This window comes from Streptomyces sp. NPDC107454, from assembly GCF_055582885.1.
Genome location: NZ_JBVJPA010000010.1, coordinates 329397 through 349904, shown reverse-complemented (window position 1 = coordinate 349904; position 20508 = coordinate 329397). Strand labels below are relative to the sequence as shown.

The window sequence follows — 20508 nt, the reverse complement described above, 5'->3', positions numbered from 1 at the left end:
CCCTATGTCGTCGTCCGCCAGAACCGCCTCCCGCCGTACCGCGGTGGTCATCGGAGGGGGCATGACGGGCATGCTCGCCGCGGCCGTGCTCGCCGACTTCGCAGACGTGCGGATCATCGAACGCGACGTGCTGCCCGACGGGCCACACCCCCGTAAGGGACTGCCGCAGGCCCGTCATGCCCACGTGCTCTGGTCCGGCGGCGTGAAAGCCCTCGATGACCTCCTGCCCGGCATCGTCGACCAACTCGTCGACCAAGGCGCCCACACACCGCGCATCATGGCCGACCTGGTGTCCAAGGCCCCCTCGGGGCAGTGGTTCCGCAGATTCACCCACGCCCGCCACACCAACCTCCTGTGCAGCCGTGACCTCCTCGACGCGGTGATCCGCACCAGGGTTCTGCGCGACCACCGCATCACCCTCCTCCAGGAGACCGAACTGCTCGCTCTGCTGGGCGACGGGGACCGGGTGACCGGCGTCCGGGTACGCGCGGATCAGTCCGAGACATCCCTCCCGGCCGACCTGGTGATCGACGCGAGCGGACGCGCCAGCCGTGCCCCGGTCTGGCTGCGGGAACTCGGACTCCCCGCGGTCCAGGAGCGTACGGTCGACGCCGGTATCGGCTACGCCAGCAGGATCTACCGCGCACCCGGCAGCGCCGCGGACGGCTTTCCCATCGTCAACGTCCAGGCCGATCCCCGCCGGATCCCCGGCCGGGGCGGTGTCATCGTGCCCATAGAGGGCGGCCGATGGCTCGTGACGCTCTGCGGATCCCGCGGCGGGCAGCCCAGCAGTGACAACGACGCGTTCATGTCCTTCGCCCTGAGCCTGCCGCACCCCGTCATCGGTGAACTGCTCGCGAACGCCAAACCCGAGACCGACGTCATCACCACTCGTAGTACCGCCAACAAGCGGAGGTACTACGAGAAAGCCGCCCGCTGGCCCGAAGGCTTCGCCGTGCTCGGCGACGCCGTCGCCGGCTACAACCCCGTCTACGGCCACGGGCTGAGCGCCGCCGCGCAGAGCGTGATCGCCCTGCGCGGCGTCCTGCGGGAACAGGGCCTCGGCGCAGCCGGTACCGCCCGGCGCGTCCAGAAGGCCGCGGCACGGCCGGTCGAGAACGCCTGGAGTCTGGCCGTGGGCCAGGACGTGTTCTACCCGGACGCCAGCGACCAGCCGCCCACCCGGCTCGAACGGACCCTCGCCGCCTTCGTCGACAAGGCCGTCGACGCCGGCTCGCGCAACCCCCACGCCCTGCGCATCCTGCTGGACGTGATGAGTATGGAAAAGCCACCCGCCCGACTGCTCATGCCCGACATGCTCGCGCTGGTCTACCTCGGCCGGAAGACGCCGCCCCTGGAAGGCCCGCCCCTGACACCGTACGAGCGCGAAGCCGCCTCGTGACGGGTCGGCCGCTTCCCGCGCGGGACCGCCCGCGCAGGAAGCGGCCGGCTCAAGGCGCCGTCAGGAGCCGGCGGCGAGCCATGGCATCGGGTCGGTGTACGTTCCGTCGACGAGTACCTCGAAGTGGAGGTGCGGGCCGGTCGACAGGCCGGTCGAGCCGACGAAACCGATCACCGTTCCGGCGTCGACGCTCTGGCCCGAGGTGACCTGAAGGGCCGACAGATGGTTGTACGTCGTCTCCAGCCGTCTCCCGCCGATGGTGCCGTGATCGATCACGATGCGGTTGCCGTAGGCCTTGGTCATCGCCGCGAACACGACCTGCCCCTGCCGTGCGGCGGATATCGGAGCCCCCTGGGCCGCCGCGAAGTCGACGCCCGTGTGCAGCTTGGTCACACCGGTGAGCGGGTGCTGGCGTGTGCCGAAGGGTGAGGTGACCACGAGAGAGGTGAGCGGCGGTGCCAGCACCGCACTCGCCGCCCCGCTGCCGGAACTCCCGCTCTCCACCCGGTCGTACGTCTTGTAGCGCGGGAACAGCGCCTTGACCTCGGTGACGTAGGTCCGTGCCTTCGTGGGGACGTGCCCCGCCCGGGTCACCTCGTCCGTGCCCACCGTGTAGGCGGCGAGGGTGAGATCGAGGGGCTCTCCGGTGACCGTTCCACGGGATGTGAGACGGGTGACCTTCTTGGCGAGAGCGCAGTCCTCGCGGGCGAGCGCCACGATGGCGTCCACCGGGTCGCGGGGCGAGGAGCGTTTGTTGCCGTCCTCGTCCTTGCCCCAGGTCCGCCACTGCGCGTCGGTGAACCCGGCGATCCCCGTCTCACCCGAGAGCGTGGCGAAGTCGGTGTCCCAGCTGGAGCGTTGTTCGATCTGGGCCGCGAGGACGGACGGCTTCAGAACCGTGCACGTCTTGGCCGCCGCACGCAGCCAAGGGACGTAGGCATCCTCGACGTGCTCGGCGACCGCGCCGTCCGCGACCACCGCGCTGTTCGTGTTCGGGTCCGGCGACAGAAGAGTGGTCAACCGGCCCGTCGCCGTCATGAACACGGCGACCCCTAGCACGGCGGTCAGCCCCGGCAGGACGAGCAGCGTGAACGGTCCGGGGCGGCGTCTGCGCCGGGTGCGCGTGGCCCCGGGCTCGGGTGGCGACTCGGGGGTCCTGATACTCACCAGGGGACGCTAGCGTTTCGTCCGCCGGACTTCAGGAGGAGCAGAGGCAAGGTCACGTGCCCGTTCGGGCAGACCGCGACGGGCGGCGAAGCCCGTCGCGGCGCTCACGTGGCCCTTCCTCGGCCCGGAGCGAGCGCGTCGATCCACTCACGCACGGCCCGGGCCGTCGTCGGGGCGTTCTCCTCCAGCACACCGAGATGGCTGCCGGGGGCGTCCACCGTGTCGTGGGGGAGCGGCCAGGACGACCGCCACCGTTCCGGCATGTCCGGCAGCGGCTCGCAGGCGCGCACCAACAGGGTGGGAACCCGCGTGGGTCGAGGGTCCCAGCCGCGGAACATACGGGTGTACGCGCCCAGCGCCAGCAAGGTCAGATCGTCCACCGCGCTGTCGAACCGCTCGCCGACGGCTGCGGGGATCCGGGCGGGCAACGCCAGCAGCCAGGGCTCGGCTTCCAGTTCAGGGGTGACGTGGTACGAGTCCACCAGCACGAGTCCGGCCGGGGGCGCGCCGTCGGCTGCCAGCCGGGCGGTGAGCGCATGGGCGGCCGAACCGCCCATGGAGTGGCCCACGACGACGTAGGGGCGATCGCCGAGGTGCCGCCGGACGGTCGTGGCGTGCAGTGCGGCCAGCGTCTCCAGGTCCCGTGCCACGGCGATGCCGGTGTCGACGCCGGGGTGGCGCAGTTCGAAGACGTCCCGCTCGCCGTCGAAGGGGGCGGCGAGCCCCGCGTACCAGGGCCGACCGAGGTTGGTGGCGAAGCCGGGAACGCAGACGAGTGCCGGACCGTCCGCCCCCGAGGCCAGTCGCAGCGGCGGTAGCGCGTGCCGGGCATGCTCGTCGTGGCCGAAGGTGGGTGCGGCGAGGGACGCGCTCACGAGGAGGTGCATCGCGGAGACGACGTCGCCCGTCTCGCAGACCCGCCGGTAGAGGGTCGGCAGTGACCTGCCGGTTGCGCGCCGGCGCTCGACCGGCGGGACGTCGGGGCGGGTCGGCTCATGACGCCGAGCGCCCTCCAGCGGCCCGGCGGCAGCGGCGTCGTCGGCCAGGGCGCCGCTCAGCTCGGCGTACACGTGATCCGCGAGCCGCTCCGCGCTCGGCCAGTCGTACGCCACGGTGGCCGCCAGCGGGATCCCTGCGAGCAGGCTCAGCCGGTTGCGCAGCAGGACGCTCATCAGCGAGTCGAGACCCAGCTCCGGGAAGTCACGGTCGACGGCCTCGGCCTCGGCATGACCGAGCACCGTGGCGACCTCGGCGCGGACCAGTTCCACCAGCGCGGGCGCCCGCTCGGACGACGGCAGTGCCGCGAGGCGCTCCCGCCAGGCCCCGGCGACACCCTCCGACTCCACCACCCCCTCTTCCCGCCCGCCCACCACTCCGTCAGCCGCCGCGGACGAGGCCGTCGGCCGGGCAGGGCGCAGCAGTCCCCGCAGCGGCGGCGGAACCGGTGTCCCGGCGGGCAGCGCTGCCGGCGAGCGGTCCAGCGGCAGTGGTGCGAGGACCGGCTCCGCGTCGCCGAGCGCGGCGTCGAACAGGGCCAGCGCCTGTTCCGGGGAGACCGCCCGCACCGCCCCGCCGTGCACCCGGCCCGCGCGCGCCGCCATCCCGTCGTCGTCGGCCCAAGGGCCCCAGGCCAGGGACAGCGCGGGCAGGCCGAGGGCGGTGCGGTGACGGGCGAGTGCGTCCAGGAAGGAGTTCGCCGCCGCGTAGTTGGCCTGGCCGGGATTGCCCAGCAGCCCGGCGGCCGAGGAGAACAGGACGAACTGCGACAGCGGCAGATCCTTCGTGAGCTCGTGCAGCTGCCAGGCCGCGTCGGCCTTCGGCCGCAGGACGGCCGCCAGCCGCTCGGGGTTCATCGCTTCCAGCACGCCGTCGTCCAGGATCCCGGCCGTGTGCACCACGGTGCTGAGGTCGGGCCCGAACTCCTTGATGAGGGACGTCAGTTGATCCCGCTCGGTGATGTCACACGCCACCAGGTCCACCCGCGCCCCCGCTCCTTCGAGCGCGGAGCGCAGCGCCTGCGCCCCCGGCGCCCGCTCTCCCCGCCGGCTGACGAGCACGAGATGCCGTACGCCGTGCCGATCGACCAGATGCCGGGCCAGCAGCGCGCCCAGGGAGCCGGTGCCGCCGGTGATCAGGACGGTGCCCCGGCCGAGGGAGTCGTCCGCCGCCGCCCCGGGCGTGGTCGCGAGCCGAGGGATACTCAGCAAGCTGTCCCGGATGGCCAGTTGGGGTTCGCCCGTGCCGAGGGCGGCGGGCAGCAGCCGTAGCGACTCGGGCCGGCCGTCCACATCCACGAGCGTGAGCCGACCGGGGTACTCGGCCTGCGCGGCCCGCAGCAACCCCCAGACCGTCGCGGCGGGCAGGTCCGGCGCCGCGTCGGCGGCACCACGTGTGACCACGGCCAGCCGCCCGGAACCGGCGAGCCGCGCACGCAGCGGATCCAGTGCCCGTACGGCCAGCGCGTGGGCCGCGGCGGCGGGGTCGGTCCCCTCGCCGGCGCGGGCGGACAAGGACACCGCGACCACCTCCGGAGCGTCCGCGGACCCGGACGCCGTGTCCCGCTGCGGCAGGAAGGCGGCCAGCCCCAGGTCGTCGGGTTCCCCCACCGCGACGGCAGGTCCCTCGCCGACAGCCGGAACGCCGGTCCACCGCAGCCTGTACAGCTCTCCGACCGGGGCGACACCCGTCTTCGGCACAGGTCGGGTCGTCATCGACTCCAGCCGGGCCACGGGCGCACCCGAGGGCGTGGCGAGGTCGAGGCCGACCGTGTCCGGGCCGGTGTTCCTGATGCGTACGCGCAGTGCCGTGGCCCCGGCCGCGTGCAGCGTCAGGCCCTGCCAGGCGAACGGAAGCCGGGCCGGTCCGTGGGGCGGCTCGGCAAGCAGTCCCGCATGCAGGGCGGCGTCCAGCAGCGCCGGGTGGAGGGCGTGACGCCTGGCCTCCGGGAGCGACACCGGGCCGACTTCGGCGAACAGCTCCTCGCCTCGCCGCCACAGGGCCGTGACGCCCTGGAACGCAGGCCCGTACGCGAGACCGGTGGCGGCCAGCCGTTCGTAGGCGCCGGTGAGATCCACGGGCGTGGCATCGGGCGGCGGCCACGCGCCGAGCGGGGCCGGGCGCTCCAGCGCACCCGGAACCGCGGGTCCGAGCCGACCGGTCGCATGGTGCGTCCAGGCGCCGAGCGCACCGGACTCCTCCGGCCGCGCGTACACGTCCGCCGTGCGCCGCCCGGCACCGTCCGGCTCTCCCAGGGCCACCTGGACCTGGATCCCCTCGTCGTCGGCGGCGGGGAGGAACAGCGGGGTGAGAAGGGCGAGATCCTCCAGTACAGCGACACCGCACGCGTCACCGGCATGGAGCGCCAGGTCGGCGAACGCGGCCCCGGGCACCAGGGCGTGGCCGCCCACGACATGGTCGCGCAGCCACGGCTGGGCCGCGCCGGACAGCCGGCCACCGCACAGCACACGCTCCGTGCCCGGCACGGTCACCGTCTGGGTGAGCAGCGGATGGCCCGCACCGGCTGCCGCGTCGGCGGTGGGCTCGGACAGCCAGTAGCGCTGCCGCTGGAAGGGATAGGTCGGCAGGTCGGCCCGCCGGGCGCCGCTGTCCGCGTACACCCGTCGCCAGTCCACCGGCACGCCGTGGACATGGAGTCGACCGAGCGCGTCGAACAGCGTCCGCGGCTCCGGGGCGCCCCGTCGGGCGGCGGCCGTGAGCAGCGGGTCCTTGCCGCTCTCGGCCAGAGCCGTCGTGGCCTGGGTCGTGAGGTGCGCGTCCGGCCCGATCTCGGCGAACGCGGTCACCCGCCCGTCGTACGCCAGCCAGTGCAGGGCGTCCCCGAACCGCACGGCTTCGCGGGCGTGCCGTACCCAGTACTCGGCCGACCGCACATCGTCTCCGGCGGCCAGGCGTCCCGTCAGCCCCGACAGCACCGGGATGCGGGCCCGACCGTACGTCAGTCCGCCCACGACACGGCCGAATTCGGCGAGCATCGGGTCCATCAGCGGGGAGTGGAAGGCATGGCTGACCCGCAGCCGGACCGTACGGCGTCCGAGCGCGGCGAAGCGCCGGGCGAGCGCGAGGACGGGTTCCTCCATGCCGGAGACCACGACCGCCCGCGGGCCGTTCACGGCAGCGATCGCCGTCCCGTCGGTCAGCTCGCGGGTCACCTCCACCTCGGTGGCGTCGAGCGCCACCATGGCTCCGCCCTCAGGCAGCTCTCGCATCAACCGACCCCGGGCCGCGACCAGTTCGACGGCGTCCCGCTTCGACAGGATGCCCGCCGCGTGCGCCGCCGCCGCCTCGCCGATCGAGTGTCCGGCCAGGAAGTCCGGCCGTACGCCCCAGGACTCCAGCAGCCGGAAGGCGGACACCTCGAAGGTGAACAGGGCCGCCTGGGCGAAGTCCGTACGATCCAGCAGCGCGCTCTCGGCAGTGTCCCAGAGCACCGAGCGCAACGGCCGTTCCAAGTACGCGTCGAAGAGCTCGCACAAGGCGTTGAAGCTGTCGGCGAAGACCGGGAAGGCCTCGCACAACTCACGTCCCATGCCTGGATGTTGGGCTCCCTGACCGGTGAACAGCAGGGCCGACCGGACGGCGGAGTCCGCCGTGCGCGGCGCGGCCGTCGCCGCCAGGGCGTCCAGGGCACTCAGCGTCCCCGCGCGGTCGTCGGCGGCGACGGCGGCTCGGTGGGGGAGCGCGGCCCGGGCGGTGGCATGGGTGAACGCCACATCGACCAGAGCGAGTTCGGGGCGCTCCCGCAGTACGGCCGCGGTCCGTGCGGCCTGCGCCCGCAGCGCGGCCGCATTCGCGCCGGTCAGGAGCAGCGGCGGTGTCGCCGCGCCGCCCCGGGAGGGTACTGCGGCGACCGTGCCCGCCTCGGCCTCCTCCAGGATCACGTGCGCGTTGGTCCCGCCGATGCCGAACGCCGACACCGCCGCCCGTCGAGGCCGGCCGGGCACGGGCCGCCACTCTTCGTCCCGGGTCAGCAGCCGTACGGCGCCCGACGACCAGTCCACCCGTGGCGACGGTTCGTCGGCGTGCAGCGTGCGCGGGAGCCGTCCGTGGTGCATCGCCAGTACGGTCTTGATGACACCGCCCACCCCGGCCGCCGCCTGGGTGTGCCCGACGTTCGACTTCAACGAGCCCAGCCACAGCGGCCGTTGGGCGGCCCGGTCCTGCCCGTACGTGGCCAGCAGCGCCTGCGCCTCGATCGGATCGCCGAGCGCGGTGCCCGTGCCGTGCGCCTCCACCGTGTCCACGTCCGCCGGGGACAGTCCCGCGTCGGCGAGGGCCGCGTGGATCACCCTTTGCTGCGCGGGTCCGTTGGGGGCGGTCAGCCCGTTGGACGCGCCGTCGGAGTTGACGGCCGAGCCGCGCAGGACGGCCAGGACCGGATGACCGTTGCGTCGCGCGTCGGACAGCCGCTCCAGCAGAACCAGCCCCACGCCCTCGCCCCAGGCGGTGCCGTCGGCCGCCGCGGAGAAGGGTTTGCAGCGCCCGTCCGGTGCCAGCCCGCGCAGCCTGCTGAACGCGATGAACGGGCCGGGCGAAGCCATGACCGTGACCCCGCCCGCGACGGCCAGTGAGCACTCGCCGTCGCGCAGGGACCGTACGGCCGTGTGCATCGCCACCAGCGACGACGAACACGCGGTGTCCACCGTCACGGCGGGCCCGCGCAGCCCCAGCGTGTAGGCGATCCGGCCGGAGGCGACGCTGCCCGCCGAACCGAGGGCGAGATGGGCCTCCAGTTCGTGTCCGCCGCGCTGCAGGAGGCGGCGGCCGTAGTCGGCGTGCATCACGCCGACGAAGACACCGGTGTCGCTGTCGCGCAGCCCGGACGGGTCGAGGCCCGCCCGTTCCAGCAGCTCCCAGCCGGTCTCCAGCAGCAGCCGTTGCTGAGGGTCGGTGGCCAGTGCCTCGCGCGGCGACATGTTGAAGAAGGCCGCGTCGAAGTCGGCCGCCCGGTGCAGGAAGCCACCCCTGCGGGTGAGGGAGGTGCCGGGCCGGTCGGGGTCCGGGTCGTACAGGTCGGCCGTGTTCCAGCCACGGTCGGTGGGGAAGTCCGAGGTCGCGTCGGTGCCGTCCGCGACGAGCCGCCACAGATCCTCCGGGGACTCCACGCCCCCCGGATAGCGGCACGCCATGGCCACGACGGCGATGGGCTCCCTGGGCTCGACGCGGGGTCCGCCGCCGGACGTGCGCGCGGCGGCGGGCCTGCGGTCGCCGTGCAGCGTGTCGCGCACCAAGGCCGCCGCGGCAGCCGGTGTGGGATGGTCGAACACCAGCGTCGCCGGCAGCTCGAGACCGGTCGCCGTGCCCAGCCGGTCGCGCAACAGCACACCGCCGAGCGAGGTGAGTCCCTGTGCCGTGAAGGGCAGTGCGGGATCGAGCGACTGCGCGGGGACGTCGAGCGTGCGGGCGGTCTCGTCGAGTACCAGGTCCAGTACGGCGTCGGACGCGGCCGTCAACCGCTCACGCAGCGCCGAGGACGCGGCCGCGCGTTCGGTGGCGAGCCGCTCCGTCAACTGCTCGGCGAGCGCCGTCCGGAGGATCTTGCCGGAGGGCGTACGGGGGATGACGGGGGTCGGGTAGATCTCGTCCGGCACCTTGAACCCGGACAGCCGCTCCCGGCAGGCGGCGAGCGCCCGCGCCGTGTCGAACCCGTCCGGTCCCGGGACGACGAAGGCGACGGGTACCTCGCCCAGCACGTCGTGCCGTCGGCCGACGACAGCGGCGTCGGCGATGTCGGGACGGGCCAGCAGTACGTGTTCGACCTCGGACGGGTTGATGTTCTCCCCGCCCCGGATGATGAGTTCCTTGACCCGGCCGGTGACCTGGAGATGGCCGTTGGCGTCGAGCCGGCCCAGGTCCCCGGTGCGGTACCAGCCGTCGGAGAACGCCTTCGCGGTGGCGTCCGGACGGTTGTGATAGCCCGTCATCAGTCCGGGACCCCGGACCCAGATCTCCCCGTCGGCCCCCTCGGTGGCCTCGGCACCGGTGGACGGATCGGTCAGCCGCACCGAGAGCCCCGCCAGCGGAGGCCCGCTGGAGGCGTCGTCACGGGGTCCGTCGAGCCGCTGGACCGCGATCTTCCCGCAGGTCTCCGTGGAGCCGTAGCCGTCGAGCAGGGGAACGGCCAGGACACGGCCGACCTCCGCCTTCAGCTCAGAGGGACAGGGTGCGCCCCCGGTGACGCACAGGCGCAGCGACGAGGACACCGGGGCCGCCGTCTCCCGCAGCGACTCCAGCAGCAGGCGATAGGTGGCGGGCACCCCGGCCAGAAGGGTGAACGGCTCGGCGGCCAGTGCCTGGGCGACGCTCGCACCCGGGGCGAGGAGGCGTGCGCTCGCACCGACCGCGATCACTCCCGTCAGGCACAGCGAGTGCGCGAAGGCGTGGAACATCGGCAGGGGCCACAGCAGTCGGTCCTCCTCCCGCAGCCCGTGCGCCGGTACGTAGGCCGCCGTGACCGACCACAGGGCGGCACGCTGGGTGGAGACCACGCCCTTGCTCTCCCCGGTCGTGCCCGAGGTGTAGAGAATCCACGCCGGATCGTCGAGACCGAGGTCGTCCCGGGGCGCCACACCAGGATCCGTCCCGGCCAGGTCCTCGAAGGCGAGCGCGTCGGCGGGCAGGTCGCCCGTGCCGACGACGGCCACCCGTAACTCGGGCCGCCCGGACGCCAGTCGCGCGACCCGGGGGGCGAGCGACTCCTCGGTGATCACCAGGACCGCGCCGCTGTCGTCGAGGAAATACCCCAATTCCTCGTCCGGCGCGCCGGGGTTCAGCAGCACGCCGATGGCCCCGGCCCGCAGCACCCCGAGACAGCTCTCCACGAGCTCCACCCGATTGTCCAGATGGATCGCGACCCGCTCCCCGTGCCGCACCCCGAGCCGCGCCAGATGCCCCGCCAGCCGACCGGTGCGCTCCTCCAACTCCCGGTAGGTGACGGCGCGGCGGTCGTCCTCGTAGGCGGTCCTGCCTCCCCGCCGAGCCGAGTGCTCCCTCAGAGTGCCGGCCAACGCACGCATCAACTCGCCCTGGAACTCGGCCATTTCCCACCCCTACGACTTCGACCGCAGACCACTCGCCGTAACCGTACGTCAGCCGAACCCCCGTTCAGCAGCGCTGCAATCCGGCGGCGCGTCGGCCGCCGCTCCACACCATCCCGCCTCCGACATTGCGGAGGCGGGGCCTTCTCGTTCAGTCCGAGCCCGGACCGGCGATGCGTTCGACACGCGGCTCGGCGAGCCTGGCGTAGTCCGCCCCGGACATGGCCAGCGAACGATCAAGGCGGGCGGCGTTGAAGTAGAGACACGGCCGCGCGACGACGTCCGGATCCGCGACGAGTTCGAGTCCGGGGTCGAAGCTGAAGGGCAGAACGGTGCCCGGGACGGCATGGGCCAGGCGCTCCGCCGTGGCGGCGTCGCAGAATCCGACGTAGCGGGCCGCGAACAGCGTACGGATGGCGTCAAGGTCCACACGCCGGTCCCCGGGGACGACCGCGAGCACGTGGCGAGTGACCCGCCGGTCGATCTTGACCATCAGGACGAGGCACTTGGCGGCTTCGGACACCGGGTGCCCGCGCAGTGCGCTGACCGTCTCGGTGGTGCCTTCCGGTTCGTGGTCGATGAGTTCGTACGAGGTCGCGGTGCTGTCGAGCAGGCTGATCAGACGCTCGTAGGTGCCGTTGTCCGACATGGGGACTCCTCGATGTGGGTGGTGCGGTGGGTACGTTCGATGTGCTGTCCCCAGTACGTTCCGATGACCATGAGCGCGGCGCCGAGGGCGGCGAGGACGGTGAACCCTTCGCCGCCGAGGCAGACGCCCACCACGACCGCCCAGACCGGTTCGGTGCCCAGCAGCAGACTGGCCCGGCTGGCCGAGCTCTTCTGCACCGCCCAGGTCTGGGCGAGGAAGGCGAACACGCTGCAGAACAGGGCGAGATACACGAGCTGGCCCCAGACCGCGGCATCGACCCGAGTCAGCGTCGGCAGGGCGCTCGCGGCGGGCACGACGAACAGCGCCGAGCCGACACCCGTCTGGACGGCCGTGAGCTGCAACGGCCGCACGACGCGGCCCTTCGTGAGCCGCCCCACGAGCGCGACATGCGCCGCGCGCACCACCGCGGCGGCGAGCATCAGCAGGTCGCCGGCCCCGGGAGTGTGGAAGCCGCTGCCGGACATGAGCAGGGCGACGGCCACCAGGCACACACCCGTGGCGGCGAAGAAGCGCGGAGGCAGCCGCCCGTCGTCCGTCGTGCGGTCCAGCAGCGGGGTGAGCACGATGGTGAGGCTGATGATCAGTCCGGCGTTGGCCGCGCTGGTGTGCGCGACACCGTACGTCTCCAGAACCAGGACAGCGGCCTGAGTGATCCCCAGCACGGTCCCGACACGTACTTCGTCGCGCGTGCAGCGCTCCTTCCGGCGACGGGCGGCGACGAGCGCGAGGCAGGCGATCGCGGAGATCGCGTACCGCGCGAACAGCACCACCAGGACCGGCAGGGCATGGGTGGCCGTCTTCGCGGCCAGGTAGCTGGAGCCCCAGACGATGGCGACAAGGAGAAGCACTGCGTCAGTGCGGCGGGTGTGGAACACGCCCCTACGCTGCACTGTTCCCACCCTGAAGCCAAGAACGATGTTCTTCAGCGAACCTGAAGCATCACTACACTGAGCACGTGAATGAGCGGCAGTTGCAGATCTTGCGGGAGCTCGGCGAGTCGGGAAGCGTCACCGCCACCGCCGAGGCGCTCTTGATGACGCCTTCGGCCATCTCCCAGCAGTTGCGGCTGCTGCAACGCTCGATCCCTGTCCCTCTCACCGAACGTGACGGCCGACGGCTGGTGCTCACCGATGCCGGGCAAGCCCTGGCCCGTGCCGCGATCGAGGTCGAGACCGCGATGGCCACGGCACGGCATGCGATCGACGAGTTCGTCGACCAGCCGGACGCGGGCGTGTCGGTGGCGGCCTTCCACAGCGCGGCCTCCGCGTTCTTCCCGCTCCTGCTGCTCGGCCAGGCAGGACCTGGACGCCCGCGGCTCTCGCTCGCCGACGAGGACGTCGCGCAGGACCACTTCCCCGGACTGACCCGGGACTACGACCTCGTACTCGCCCACCGTCTCGACCAGGCTCCGCCGTGGCCGGACACGGTCACCGCCGACACGCTGCTGCGTGAACCGCTGGACGTCGCCCTGCCGGCCGGCCACCCCCTGACCGCCAAACGACGTCTGACCCCGCGCGACGTCGCGGACCAACCCTGGATCACCGTTCACGACGGGTTCCCGCTCATGGCCACCATCGACGCCATAGCGAGCGCAGCGAACCGACGGCTCGACATCGTCCATCGCATCAACGAATTCTCCGTCGTCGCGGAGGCAGTCGCCGCCGGAGGTGGCCTGGCGCTCATGCCCCGCTGGACCACACGCCCACACCCCGCACTCGTCCTCAGACCTCTCAGCGGCGTGCACACCCGGCGCCACATCGACGTGCTCCACCGCCCCGAACGCGCGGCACGAAGAGCCGTACGCACGGTGCTCACCGAACTCCACCGGGCAGCGGCGACGATCCAGCGACGGGACGGCAACACGGTCCCGGCGTGAAAGCGACGCCCGCGACCGGACCGGTCAGGATTCGAGAAGCGCCGGCGGGCGAGCCGCGGCTAGCGTGACGGCCAGGTCGGCAGCGACCGCCACCGCGAACGCTCCGACGCGGAAAAGTGCAGACGTTACCCTCGGAGCTGGTCGGATCCAGCCAGGCGACGCCGACGGAGTCCGCGAAGGCGGCCCCACTCGACAGATGGAGACACGATGAGCATGGCCCCGAGGACGGACACGCAGTCGCCTGCGCCGCACGTTGCCGACAGCCACGATCTGATCCGCGTGCACGGCGCGCGCGAGAACAATCTCAAGGACGTCAGCATCGAGATCCCGAAGCGCCGGCTGACCGTGTTCACCGGCGTGTCCGGCTCGGGCAAGAGCTCGCTGGTGTTCGACACGATCGCCGCTGAGTCGCAGCGACTGATCAACGAGACGTACAGCGCCTTCGTGCAGGGCTTCATGCCGACACTGGCGCGGCCCGAGGTCGACGTCCTCGACGGACTGACCACCGTGATCACCGTCGACCAGCAGCGGCTCGGCGCCGACCCCCGCTCCACGGTCGGCACCGCCACCGACGCCAACGCGATGCTGCGCATCCTCTTCAGCCGGCTCGGCAAGCCGCACATCGGCTCGCCCAAGGCGTTCTCCTTCAACGTCGCCTCGATCAGCGGAGCCGGCGCGGTCACCATGGAGCGCGGCGGACAGACCGTGAAGGAGCGCCGCAGCTTCAGCATCACCGGCGGCATGTGCCCGCGCTGCGAGGGCCGTGGCTCGGTCTCCGACCTCGACCTCACCCAGCTCTACGACGAATCCAAGTCGCTCTCCGAGGGCGCGATCACCGTCCCCGGCTACACAGGGGGCGGCTGGAACTCACGGCTCTACAGCGAGTCGGGCTTCTTCGACCCGGACAAGCCGATCCGCAAGTTCACCAAGAAGGAGCTGCACGACTTCCTGCGCCGCGAGCCGACCCGGATGAAGATCGCGGGCATCAACATGACCTACGAGGGGCTGATCCCGCGGATCCAGAGGTCGATGCTCGCCAAGGACCGCGAGGGCATGCAGCCGCACATCCGGGAGTTCGTGGACCGCGCGGTCACCTTCACCACCTGCCCCGAGTGCGACGGCACCCGGCTCAACGAAGGGGCCCGGTCGTCGAAGATCAAGCGGATCAGCATCGCCGACGCCTGCGCGATGCAGATCAGCGACCTGGCCGAGTGGGTCCGCGGTCTCGACGAGCCGTCGGTGGCGCCGCTGCTCACCGCACTGCAGCAGACCCTCGACTCGTTCGTGGAGATCGGGCTCGGCTACCTCTCGCTCGACCGGCCGGCGGGCACGCTGTCCGGCGGTGAGGCGCAGCGCGTCAAGATGATCCGCCACCTCGGCTCCTCCCTCACCGACGTCACCTACGTCTTCGACGAGCCCACCATCGGCCTGCACCCGCATGACATCCAGCGGATGAACGACCTGCTGCTGCGACTGCGGGACAAGGGCAACACGGTGCTCGTCGTGGAGCACAAGCCGGAGACGATCGCGATCGCCGACCACGTCGTCGACCTCGGCCCCGGCGCCGGTACGGCGGGCGGCACCGTCTGCTTCGAAGGCACCGTCGAGGGGCTGCGGACCGGTGGCACCATCACCGGCCGCCATTTCGACGACCGGGCCGCCGTCAAGGAGACGGTGCGCAAGCCCACCGGCACGCTGGAGATCCGCGGCGCGAGGACGCACAACCTGCAAGGCGTCGACGTAGACATCCCGCTCGGGGTGCTCGCCGTCGTCACCGGCGTCGCCGGATCCGGGAAGAGCTCGCTCGTGCACGGCTCGATCCCGGCCGGCGAGGGCGTGGTGTCGGTCGACCAGGCCGCGATCCGCGGCTCCAGGCGCAGCAACCCGGCGACGTACACCGGTCTGCTCGACCCGATCCGCAAGGCGTTCGCCAAGACCAACGGTGTGAAGCCGGCCCTGTTCAGCGCCAACTCCGAGGGCGCCTGCCCCACCTGCAACGGCGCCGGCGTCATCTACACCGACCTCGCGATGATGGCCGGCGTCGCGACCACCTGCGAGGAGTGCGAGGGGAAGCGCTTCCAGGCCTCGGTGCTCGACTACCACCTCGGCGGCCGCGACATCAGCGAGGTGCTCGCGATGTCGGTGACCGAGGCCGAGGAGTTCTTCGGCGCCGGTGAGGCGGCGACGCCGGCCGCGCACAGGATCCTGACCCGGCTCGCCGACGTCGGCCTCGGCTACCTGACCCTCGGCCAGCCCCTCACCACCCTCTCCGGCGGCGAGCGCCAGCGCCTCAAGCTGGCCACGCACATGGCGGAGAAGGGCGGCGTCTACGTCCTCGACGAGCCCACCGCCGGCCTGCACCTCGCCGACGTCGAGCAGCTGCTCGGCCTGCTCGACCGGCTCGTCGACGCCGGCAAGTCGGTCATCGTCGTCGAGCACCACCAGGCGGTCATGGCGCACGCCGACTGGATCATCGACCTCGGCCCCGGCGCCGGCCACGACGGCGGCCGCCTCGTCTTCGAGGGCACCCCCGCCGACCTCGTCGCAGCCCGCTCCACCCTCACCGGCGAACACCTCGCGAGCTACGTGGGCCCCTGACACACGCCCTCGCTCGACGGTGCGCTCGACATCAGCCCCTGATCACGCAGAAGGGGTGCCCGGCTGGATCGGTGAAGACCCGCCATCTGTCCCCACCCGGCTGGTGCTCCGGCTTGGTCGCGCCCCATTGCAACAGCAGGGCCTCCGCCTCGTCGAGGTCATCGACCGCGAAGTCGAGATGGCTCTGCTGGGGCCCGGCCTGGCCCGGCCAACGCGGAGCCTGATAGTCATCGACCCGTTGGAAACCGATGGCGAGCCCGTCCTCGCGGGTGACGCCGGCGAAGTCACTGTTGGATTTGGGGTGCAGCTCAAACCCGGTGGCTTGCTGATAGAACGCGGCCAGCGTCTCTGGATCGGCGCAGTCGAGTGTGATCGCCGTGAGCTTCATCTGCAGGGGCATGGCAACTCCGTAACACCCGTCATGCTGTGAGTCCGAACTCGTCCGGCGTCACACCGTAGGGATCAACTCCCCACTCCGCGACCTGATTTACGTCAACGCCGAGCCGCGGTCGAGAGCGGCGGCCTGTGACGGGGCCGCCTCGGTCACCTCGTCAACAGAAGGCATTTCGGTGCCGCCGGTCGCGCTCGGCTCCGCACCAGTGGGTGGCCTGCATGAGTCCGTGCGGCGGCGGGACTACCGTGGTCGGGGTAAGGGTGTCATCACATGACGGCCGACTCCCGGGTGGCGCGATGTGTTGGAGTGCGACGGCCGACCTGGCCGCCGGTGCCGGGATCGGCGCGGTCGGGGTGGCCTGTGTGGCGCGGGTGCGGCGGGTCCGTGATCTGCCGCTGGCCGCGCTGCCGTTGATCCTCGGGGCGCATCAGATCGTGGAGTCCGTGGTCTGGGACTCCGGCGGGGGGACGGGCCCGGCGACCGTGGCCTGGGCCGTCATCGCGCTGCCTCTGCTCGCGGTGTGGGTCCCGGCCGGTGTGATGTGCGCGGCGCCCCCGCACGCCCGGCGCAGGCTGACGGTCCCCCTGGCAATCGGCCTCGTGACGGGCGCCGCCCTCGCGTACGCGCTCGTGACCCGTCCCGTGCGAGCGGAGGTCCGCGGCCACACCCTCGGCTATTTCGTGCACCTGAACCACCCCGAACTGCTCGTCGCCGGCTATCTCCTGGCCACCATCGGCTCCCTCCTGCTCTCAGGTGACCGTGGACTTCTGCTGCTCGGGGCGCTGATGGGCACGGGCGCGCTGATCTGCTGGGTGCTGTGGGAGCTGGAGTTCGTGTCGACCTGGTGCGCGTTCGCGGCGGTGAGTTCGGTGGCACTGTTCGCCTGGGTGCGTCGGCGCCCGGCCGGGCCGGACACGGGGCGCTGATGGGCACGTCGTGCGCGGCCCGCACGGCCGTCGGCGTCGTTCAACCGATCGGTTGAACGCGGGTTCCACCGCCCGCGCGTCCTGCGCTGCGTACGGATGACGCGCGGCCTCACCCCACGGCGCCAGAATCGCCACTGACCATGGCGCCGCGTTCGACCCGCCGAGGTCCTCACCCCCATCAGAGAGGCCCCACAGAGTGTCCAGTTTCCTCAGCAGACGACGTGTACTTGCCACCGGAGCCGGTGCCGCCGCCCTCGGCCTCGGAGCGTTCGGCGCCGCGGCCGGCCCCGCTGCCGCTGCCTCGTCCACCGGTTCCCGGCGGGCTGGCGGGGCCGAGGAGACCAGGACGCTCGACGAGCTGTACCGGGCCGCCCTGGCGGACGGCGGCAAGCTCGTCATCTACGCCGGCGGAGACACCCCGACACAGCAGGACGGCACCAAGGCCGCCTTCCTCAAGCGCTTCCCGGACATCGACCTGAAGCTCGTCGTGGACTACAGCAAGTACCACGACGTCCGCGTCGACAACCAGTTCGCCACCGACACCCTGGTCCCCGACGTCGTACAACTGCAGACGCTCCAGGACTTCACCCGCTGGAAGGAGCAGGGCCGCCTGCTGTCGTACAAGCCGGCCGGATTCTCCCGGGTGTACGACGGCTTCAAGGACCCGCACGGTGCCTGGGTCGCCATCGGTGCGATCGGCTTCAGCTTCCTGTACGACGTCGCCGCGGCCGGCGCGGACGCCCCGAAGACCCCACTCGACCTGATCGACCCGAAGTGGAAGGGGAAGATCGCCTCGTCGTACCCGCACGACGACGACGCGGTCCTCTACCTCTACAGCCTGTACGCGCAGAAGTACGGCTGGGACTGGGTGGCCGCGCTCGCCCGGCAGGACGTGCGGTTCGCCCGGGGCAGCAACTCCCCAGGAGACGCGGTCTTCGGCAAGCAGAAGACGATCGGTATCGGCACCGCGGGCGCGCTGACCTCCCCGGCCACCTCTCCCGCGAAGTGGGTCGTCGCCGACGGACACCCCTTCATGGCCTGGGGCCAGCGCGCCGCCATCCTCAAGCGGGCCAGGAACACGACGGCCGCCAAGCTGTACCTCAACTGGCAACTGTCCACCACCCAGCAGCAGTCATCCTTCAACGGCTGGTCGGTACGGACCGACGTCACGCCCGCGGCCGGTCTGAAGCCGATCTGGGAGTACCCCGACGCCCACATCGACGGCTTCCCCCGATTCATGGCCGACCGCGCGGCCGTCGAGCGCTGGAAGCAGACCTTCGCCCTCTACTTCGGCGAGGTGAAGGGCGACCCCACGCCGGGCCGGCCCGGCCTGCACCCGGGGGCGTAACCGCTGGTGGGGTCGCTGGTCTCCGTACCCCGGTCCGAACGGAGACCGGCGGTCCCGCTCTTCACATGGGCCCTACAGGCGACGGATAGACTCGGACGCCCTGTCCGACTGGATCAGTCCGCCCCAAGGGGATCTGCCGTGCCCGACCGCGCTCCACCGACCGCCCGCGGCAACCGGCCCACCCTGGAGAGCGTTTCGCACCTCGCCTTCTTCCTCGTCGTCGGCGCCGGACTCGTGCGCCTCGCCCAGCTCGAGATCCCCCTGTGCTGGTACATCGTGACCGTCAGCGGGCTGCTGGCCGTGACGTACGCGGGCGGGCTCGCCCACTGGAACCGGCTCGGCCCGCTCGGCCGGCACCTCTGGATCCCCCTGCTGCTCCTGCTGTGGACCGCCCTCGTCTTCCTCGCGCCGTCACCGCTGACGACGGCCTACGTCTGGTGTGCCGTCCCACTGGCCTGTGCGGCCCTGCGCGCGCTCGGCCGCCGCTCCGCGATGGCCACGGTGGGCGTGATCACCTTCGTGCTCGTCGACGCACTCGTCCAGTCCACGGGCCGGTTCGACCCGGAGGTCGTCCTCGTTCCGGTGGCGGCCGTCTGGGGCACCGTCGCCCTCTACCGCGGCCAGCAGCGGGACGCCGCGATCCGCCAGCGCCTCGTCGAGGAACTGCGGGACACCCGGGACACGCTCGCGCGGCAGCAACGCCAGGCGGGCGTACTGGCGGAACGCACCCGCATCGCCCGCGATCTGCACGACACCCTGGCCCAGGAACTCGCCGGCAGCCTGATGCTGCTCCAGGCGGCCGAGCGCGACTGGGACGCGCGGCCGGAGGTGACACGGACCCGTGTCCGTGCCGTGGCCGACGGCCTGGGCAGCAACCTCGCCGAGACCCGCCGGATGATCCGGGACCTGACCCCGTCCACCGTCGCCGAGGCCGGCCTCGAAGGCGCGCTGCGGCTGCTGTGCGCCCGTTCCCGTCAGGAAAGTGCCGCCGCCCGGGTACGGTTCCGCTCGCTCGGAACGCATCAGCCCGCCCTCGACGACCAGGCCGCCACCACCCTGTTCCGCATCGCCCAGAACGCCCTGGCGAACGTACGCGAACACGCCCACGCGGTGAACGTAATGGTCACCTTCCACCGGCACCCCGATCGCGTCGAACTCGAAGTGAGCGACGACGGAGTCGGTTTCGACCCGGCCGCCACGTTCGCGGGCGAGCGCTCGCCGGGCGCCCTCGGGACGGACCGCGGATTCGGCCTCTCGGCCGCGCGGGCACGCCTGCGTGAGTGCGGGGGCGACCTCGACGTCAGCAGCGCACCCGGCCGGGGTACCAGGATCCGGGCCTCGGTGTCCGCGCGGTCCCGGCCGCGGCCGGTCGAGCCGTCGTTCACACCGGCGACCGCCCGATGACCGCCGCACCGCTGCGCGTGCTGATCGCCGACGACCACACGGTCGTACGCGCCGGACTGCGGGCCCTGCTGGAAGGTGAACCCGACCTCGACGTGATCGCCGAGGCGGGCAGCGGCGAGGAGGCGGTTCGTCTGGGGGCCCGGTTGACCCCGGACGTCGTGCTGATGGATCTGCGGTTCGCCGGACCGGGTCAGGGGATCGACGGCGTCGAGGCGGCCCGTCGGCTCGGCACCCGGGCGCCCGGCGTGGCGGTGGTGATGCTGACCAGCTACGCCGGACGGGCCGATGTCGTCCGCGCGTTGGAAGCGGGTGCGCGCGGCTACGTACTCAAGGCGGGGCCGCCGGAGGAACTGTTCCAGGCGGTCCACACCGCGGCCGCGGGCTCCATGGGACTCGCCGCGGCGATCGTCGGCGAACTCGTCGGCCAAGTGGTCAATCCGGACCAGGACTTGAGCCATCGCGAGATCGAGGTCGTCCGGCTGCTCGCCGAGGGGCGCAGCAACCGGGCCATCGCCGAGGCGCTGTACCTCAGTGAGGCCACGGTCAAGACCCACCTCGTGCGCGTCTATCGCAAACTCAGGGTCGACAACCGGGCGGCGGCCGTGTCGGAGGCCGTGCGCAGGGGACTGCTCGAACTCACCTGACACGCAAGGCGTCCGACGCGGCCGA

At 72.1% G+C, this 20508-nt stretch carries 12 protein-coding genes; 7 read left to right on the top strand and 5 right to left on the bottom strand.

Going from position 1 to position 20508, the window contains the following annotated elements; all coding sequences use genetic code 11:
* The first annotated feature begins 4 nt into the window (after positions 1 to 4).
* Entirely contained in the window at positions 5 to 1402 is a 1398-nt protein-coding gene (locus tag ACZ69M_RS27100) for an FAD-dependent oxidoreductase (RefSeq protein WP_470053726.1), read from the top strand.
* A 60-nt stretch (positions 1403 to 1462) separates the two neighbouring features.
* Here ACZ69M_RS27100 and ACZ69M_RS27095 read toward each other — a convergent pair whose 3' ends face one another.
* The 4 genes from ACZ69M_RS27095 to ACZ69M_RS27080 all read right to left on the bottom strand — a co-directional run bounded on the left by ACZ69M_RS27095 (position 1463) and on the right by ACZ69M_RS27080 (position 12168).
* A complete protein-coding gene (locus ACZ69M_RS27095; RefSeq protein WP_470053724.1) occupies positions 1463 to 2569 on the bottom strand; it encodes a M23 family metallopeptidase in 1107 nt (368 codons plus the stop codon).
* 104 nt (positions 2570 to 2673) lie between these two features.
* Complete coding sequence (locus ACZ69M_RS27090; protein ID WP_470053722.1) at positions 2674 to 10626, bottom strand: SDR family NAD(P)-dependent oxidoreductase; 7953 nt, start codon at positions 10624 to 10626, stop codon at positions 2674 to 2676.
* A gap of 148 nt (positions 10627 to 10774) precedes the next feature.
* Complete coding sequence (locus ACZ69M_RS27085) at positions 10775 to 11272, bottom strand: YbaK/EbsC family protein (RefSeq protein ID WP_470053721.1); 498 nt, start codon at positions 11270 to 11272, stop codon at positions 10775 to 10777.
* Positions 11242 to 12168 carry a DMT family transporter gene (locus tag ACZ69M_RS27080; RefSeq protein WP_470053719.1) on the bottom strand — a complete coding sequence of 309 codons (927 nt, stop codon included), beginning with the start codon at positions 12166 to 12168 and terminating at the stop codon, positions 11242 to 11244. The genes ACZ69M_RS27085 and ACZ69M_RS27080 overlap by 31 nt, the downstream gene beginning before the upstream one ends.
* An 80-nt stretch (positions 12169 to 12248) precedes the next feature.
* Between ACZ69M_RS27080 and ACZ69M_RS27075 the strand changes: the two genes are divergently transcribed.
* Both ACZ69M_RS27075 and ACZ69M_RS27070 read left to right on the top strand, forming a co-directional pair.
* The gene (locus tag ACZ69M_RS27075; RefSeq protein WP_470053717.1) at positions 12249 to 13169 is read left to right on the top strand and encodes a LysR family transcriptional regulator; all 921 of its coding nucleotides are present in this window, start codon (positions 12249 to 12251) and stop codon (positions 13167 to 13169) included.
* A 207-nt stretch (positions 13170 to 13376) separates the two neighbouring features.
* The gene (locus tag ACZ69M_RS27070) at positions 13377 to 15767 is read left to right on the top strand and encodes an ATP-binding cassette domain-containing protein (protein WP_470053715.1); all 2391 of its coding nucleotides are present in this window, start codon (positions 13377 to 13379) and stop codon (positions 15765 to 15767) included.
* Positions 15768 to 15798: 31 nt separating this feature from the next.
* Here ACZ69M_RS27070 and ACZ69M_RS27065 read toward each other — a convergent pair whose 3' ends face one another.
* The gene (locus ACZ69M_RS27065) at positions 15799 to 16167 is read right to left on the bottom strand and encodes a VOC family protein (protein WP_470053712.1); all 369 of its coding nucleotides are present in this window, start codon (positions 16165 to 16167) and stop codon (positions 15799 to 15801) included.
* Positions 16168 to 16457: 290 nt separating this feature from the next.
* Here ACZ69M_RS27065 and ACZ69M_RS27060 point away from each other — a divergent pair, with 290 nt between their 5' ends.
* The 4 genes from ACZ69M_RS27060 (at position 16458) to ACZ69M_RS27045 (ending at position 20483) form a co-directional block, all read left to right on the top strand.
* The gene (locus tag ACZ69M_RS27060) at positions 16458 to 17087 is read left to right on the top strand and encodes a DUF6629 family protein (RefSeq protein WP_470053711.1); all 630 of its coding nucleotides are present in this window, start codon (positions 16458 to 16460) and stop codon (positions 17085 to 17087) included.
* A gap of 196 nt (positions 17088 to 17283) precedes the next feature.
* Positions 17284 to 18435, top strand: coding sequence for an ABC transporter substrate-binding protein (locus ACZ69M_RS27055; RefSeq protein ID WP_470053709.1), 1152 nt, complete (start codon positions 17284 to 17286; stop codon positions 18433 to 18435).
* A 138-nt stretch (positions 18436 to 18573) separates the two neighbouring features.
* Entirely contained in the window at positions 18574 to 19839 is a 1266-nt protein-coding gene (locus ACZ69M_RS27050) for a sensor histidine kinase (RefSeq protein ID WP_470053707.1), read from the top strand.
* Positions 19836 to 20483, top strand: coding sequence for a response regulator (locus ACZ69M_RS27045; protein WP_470053705.1), 648 nt, complete (start codon positions 19836 to 19838; stop codon positions 20481 to 20483). The genes ACZ69M_RS27050 and ACZ69M_RS27045 overlap by 4 nt, the downstream gene beginning before the upstream one ends.
* The last annotated feature ends 25 nt before the right edge of the window (positions 20484 to 20508 follow it).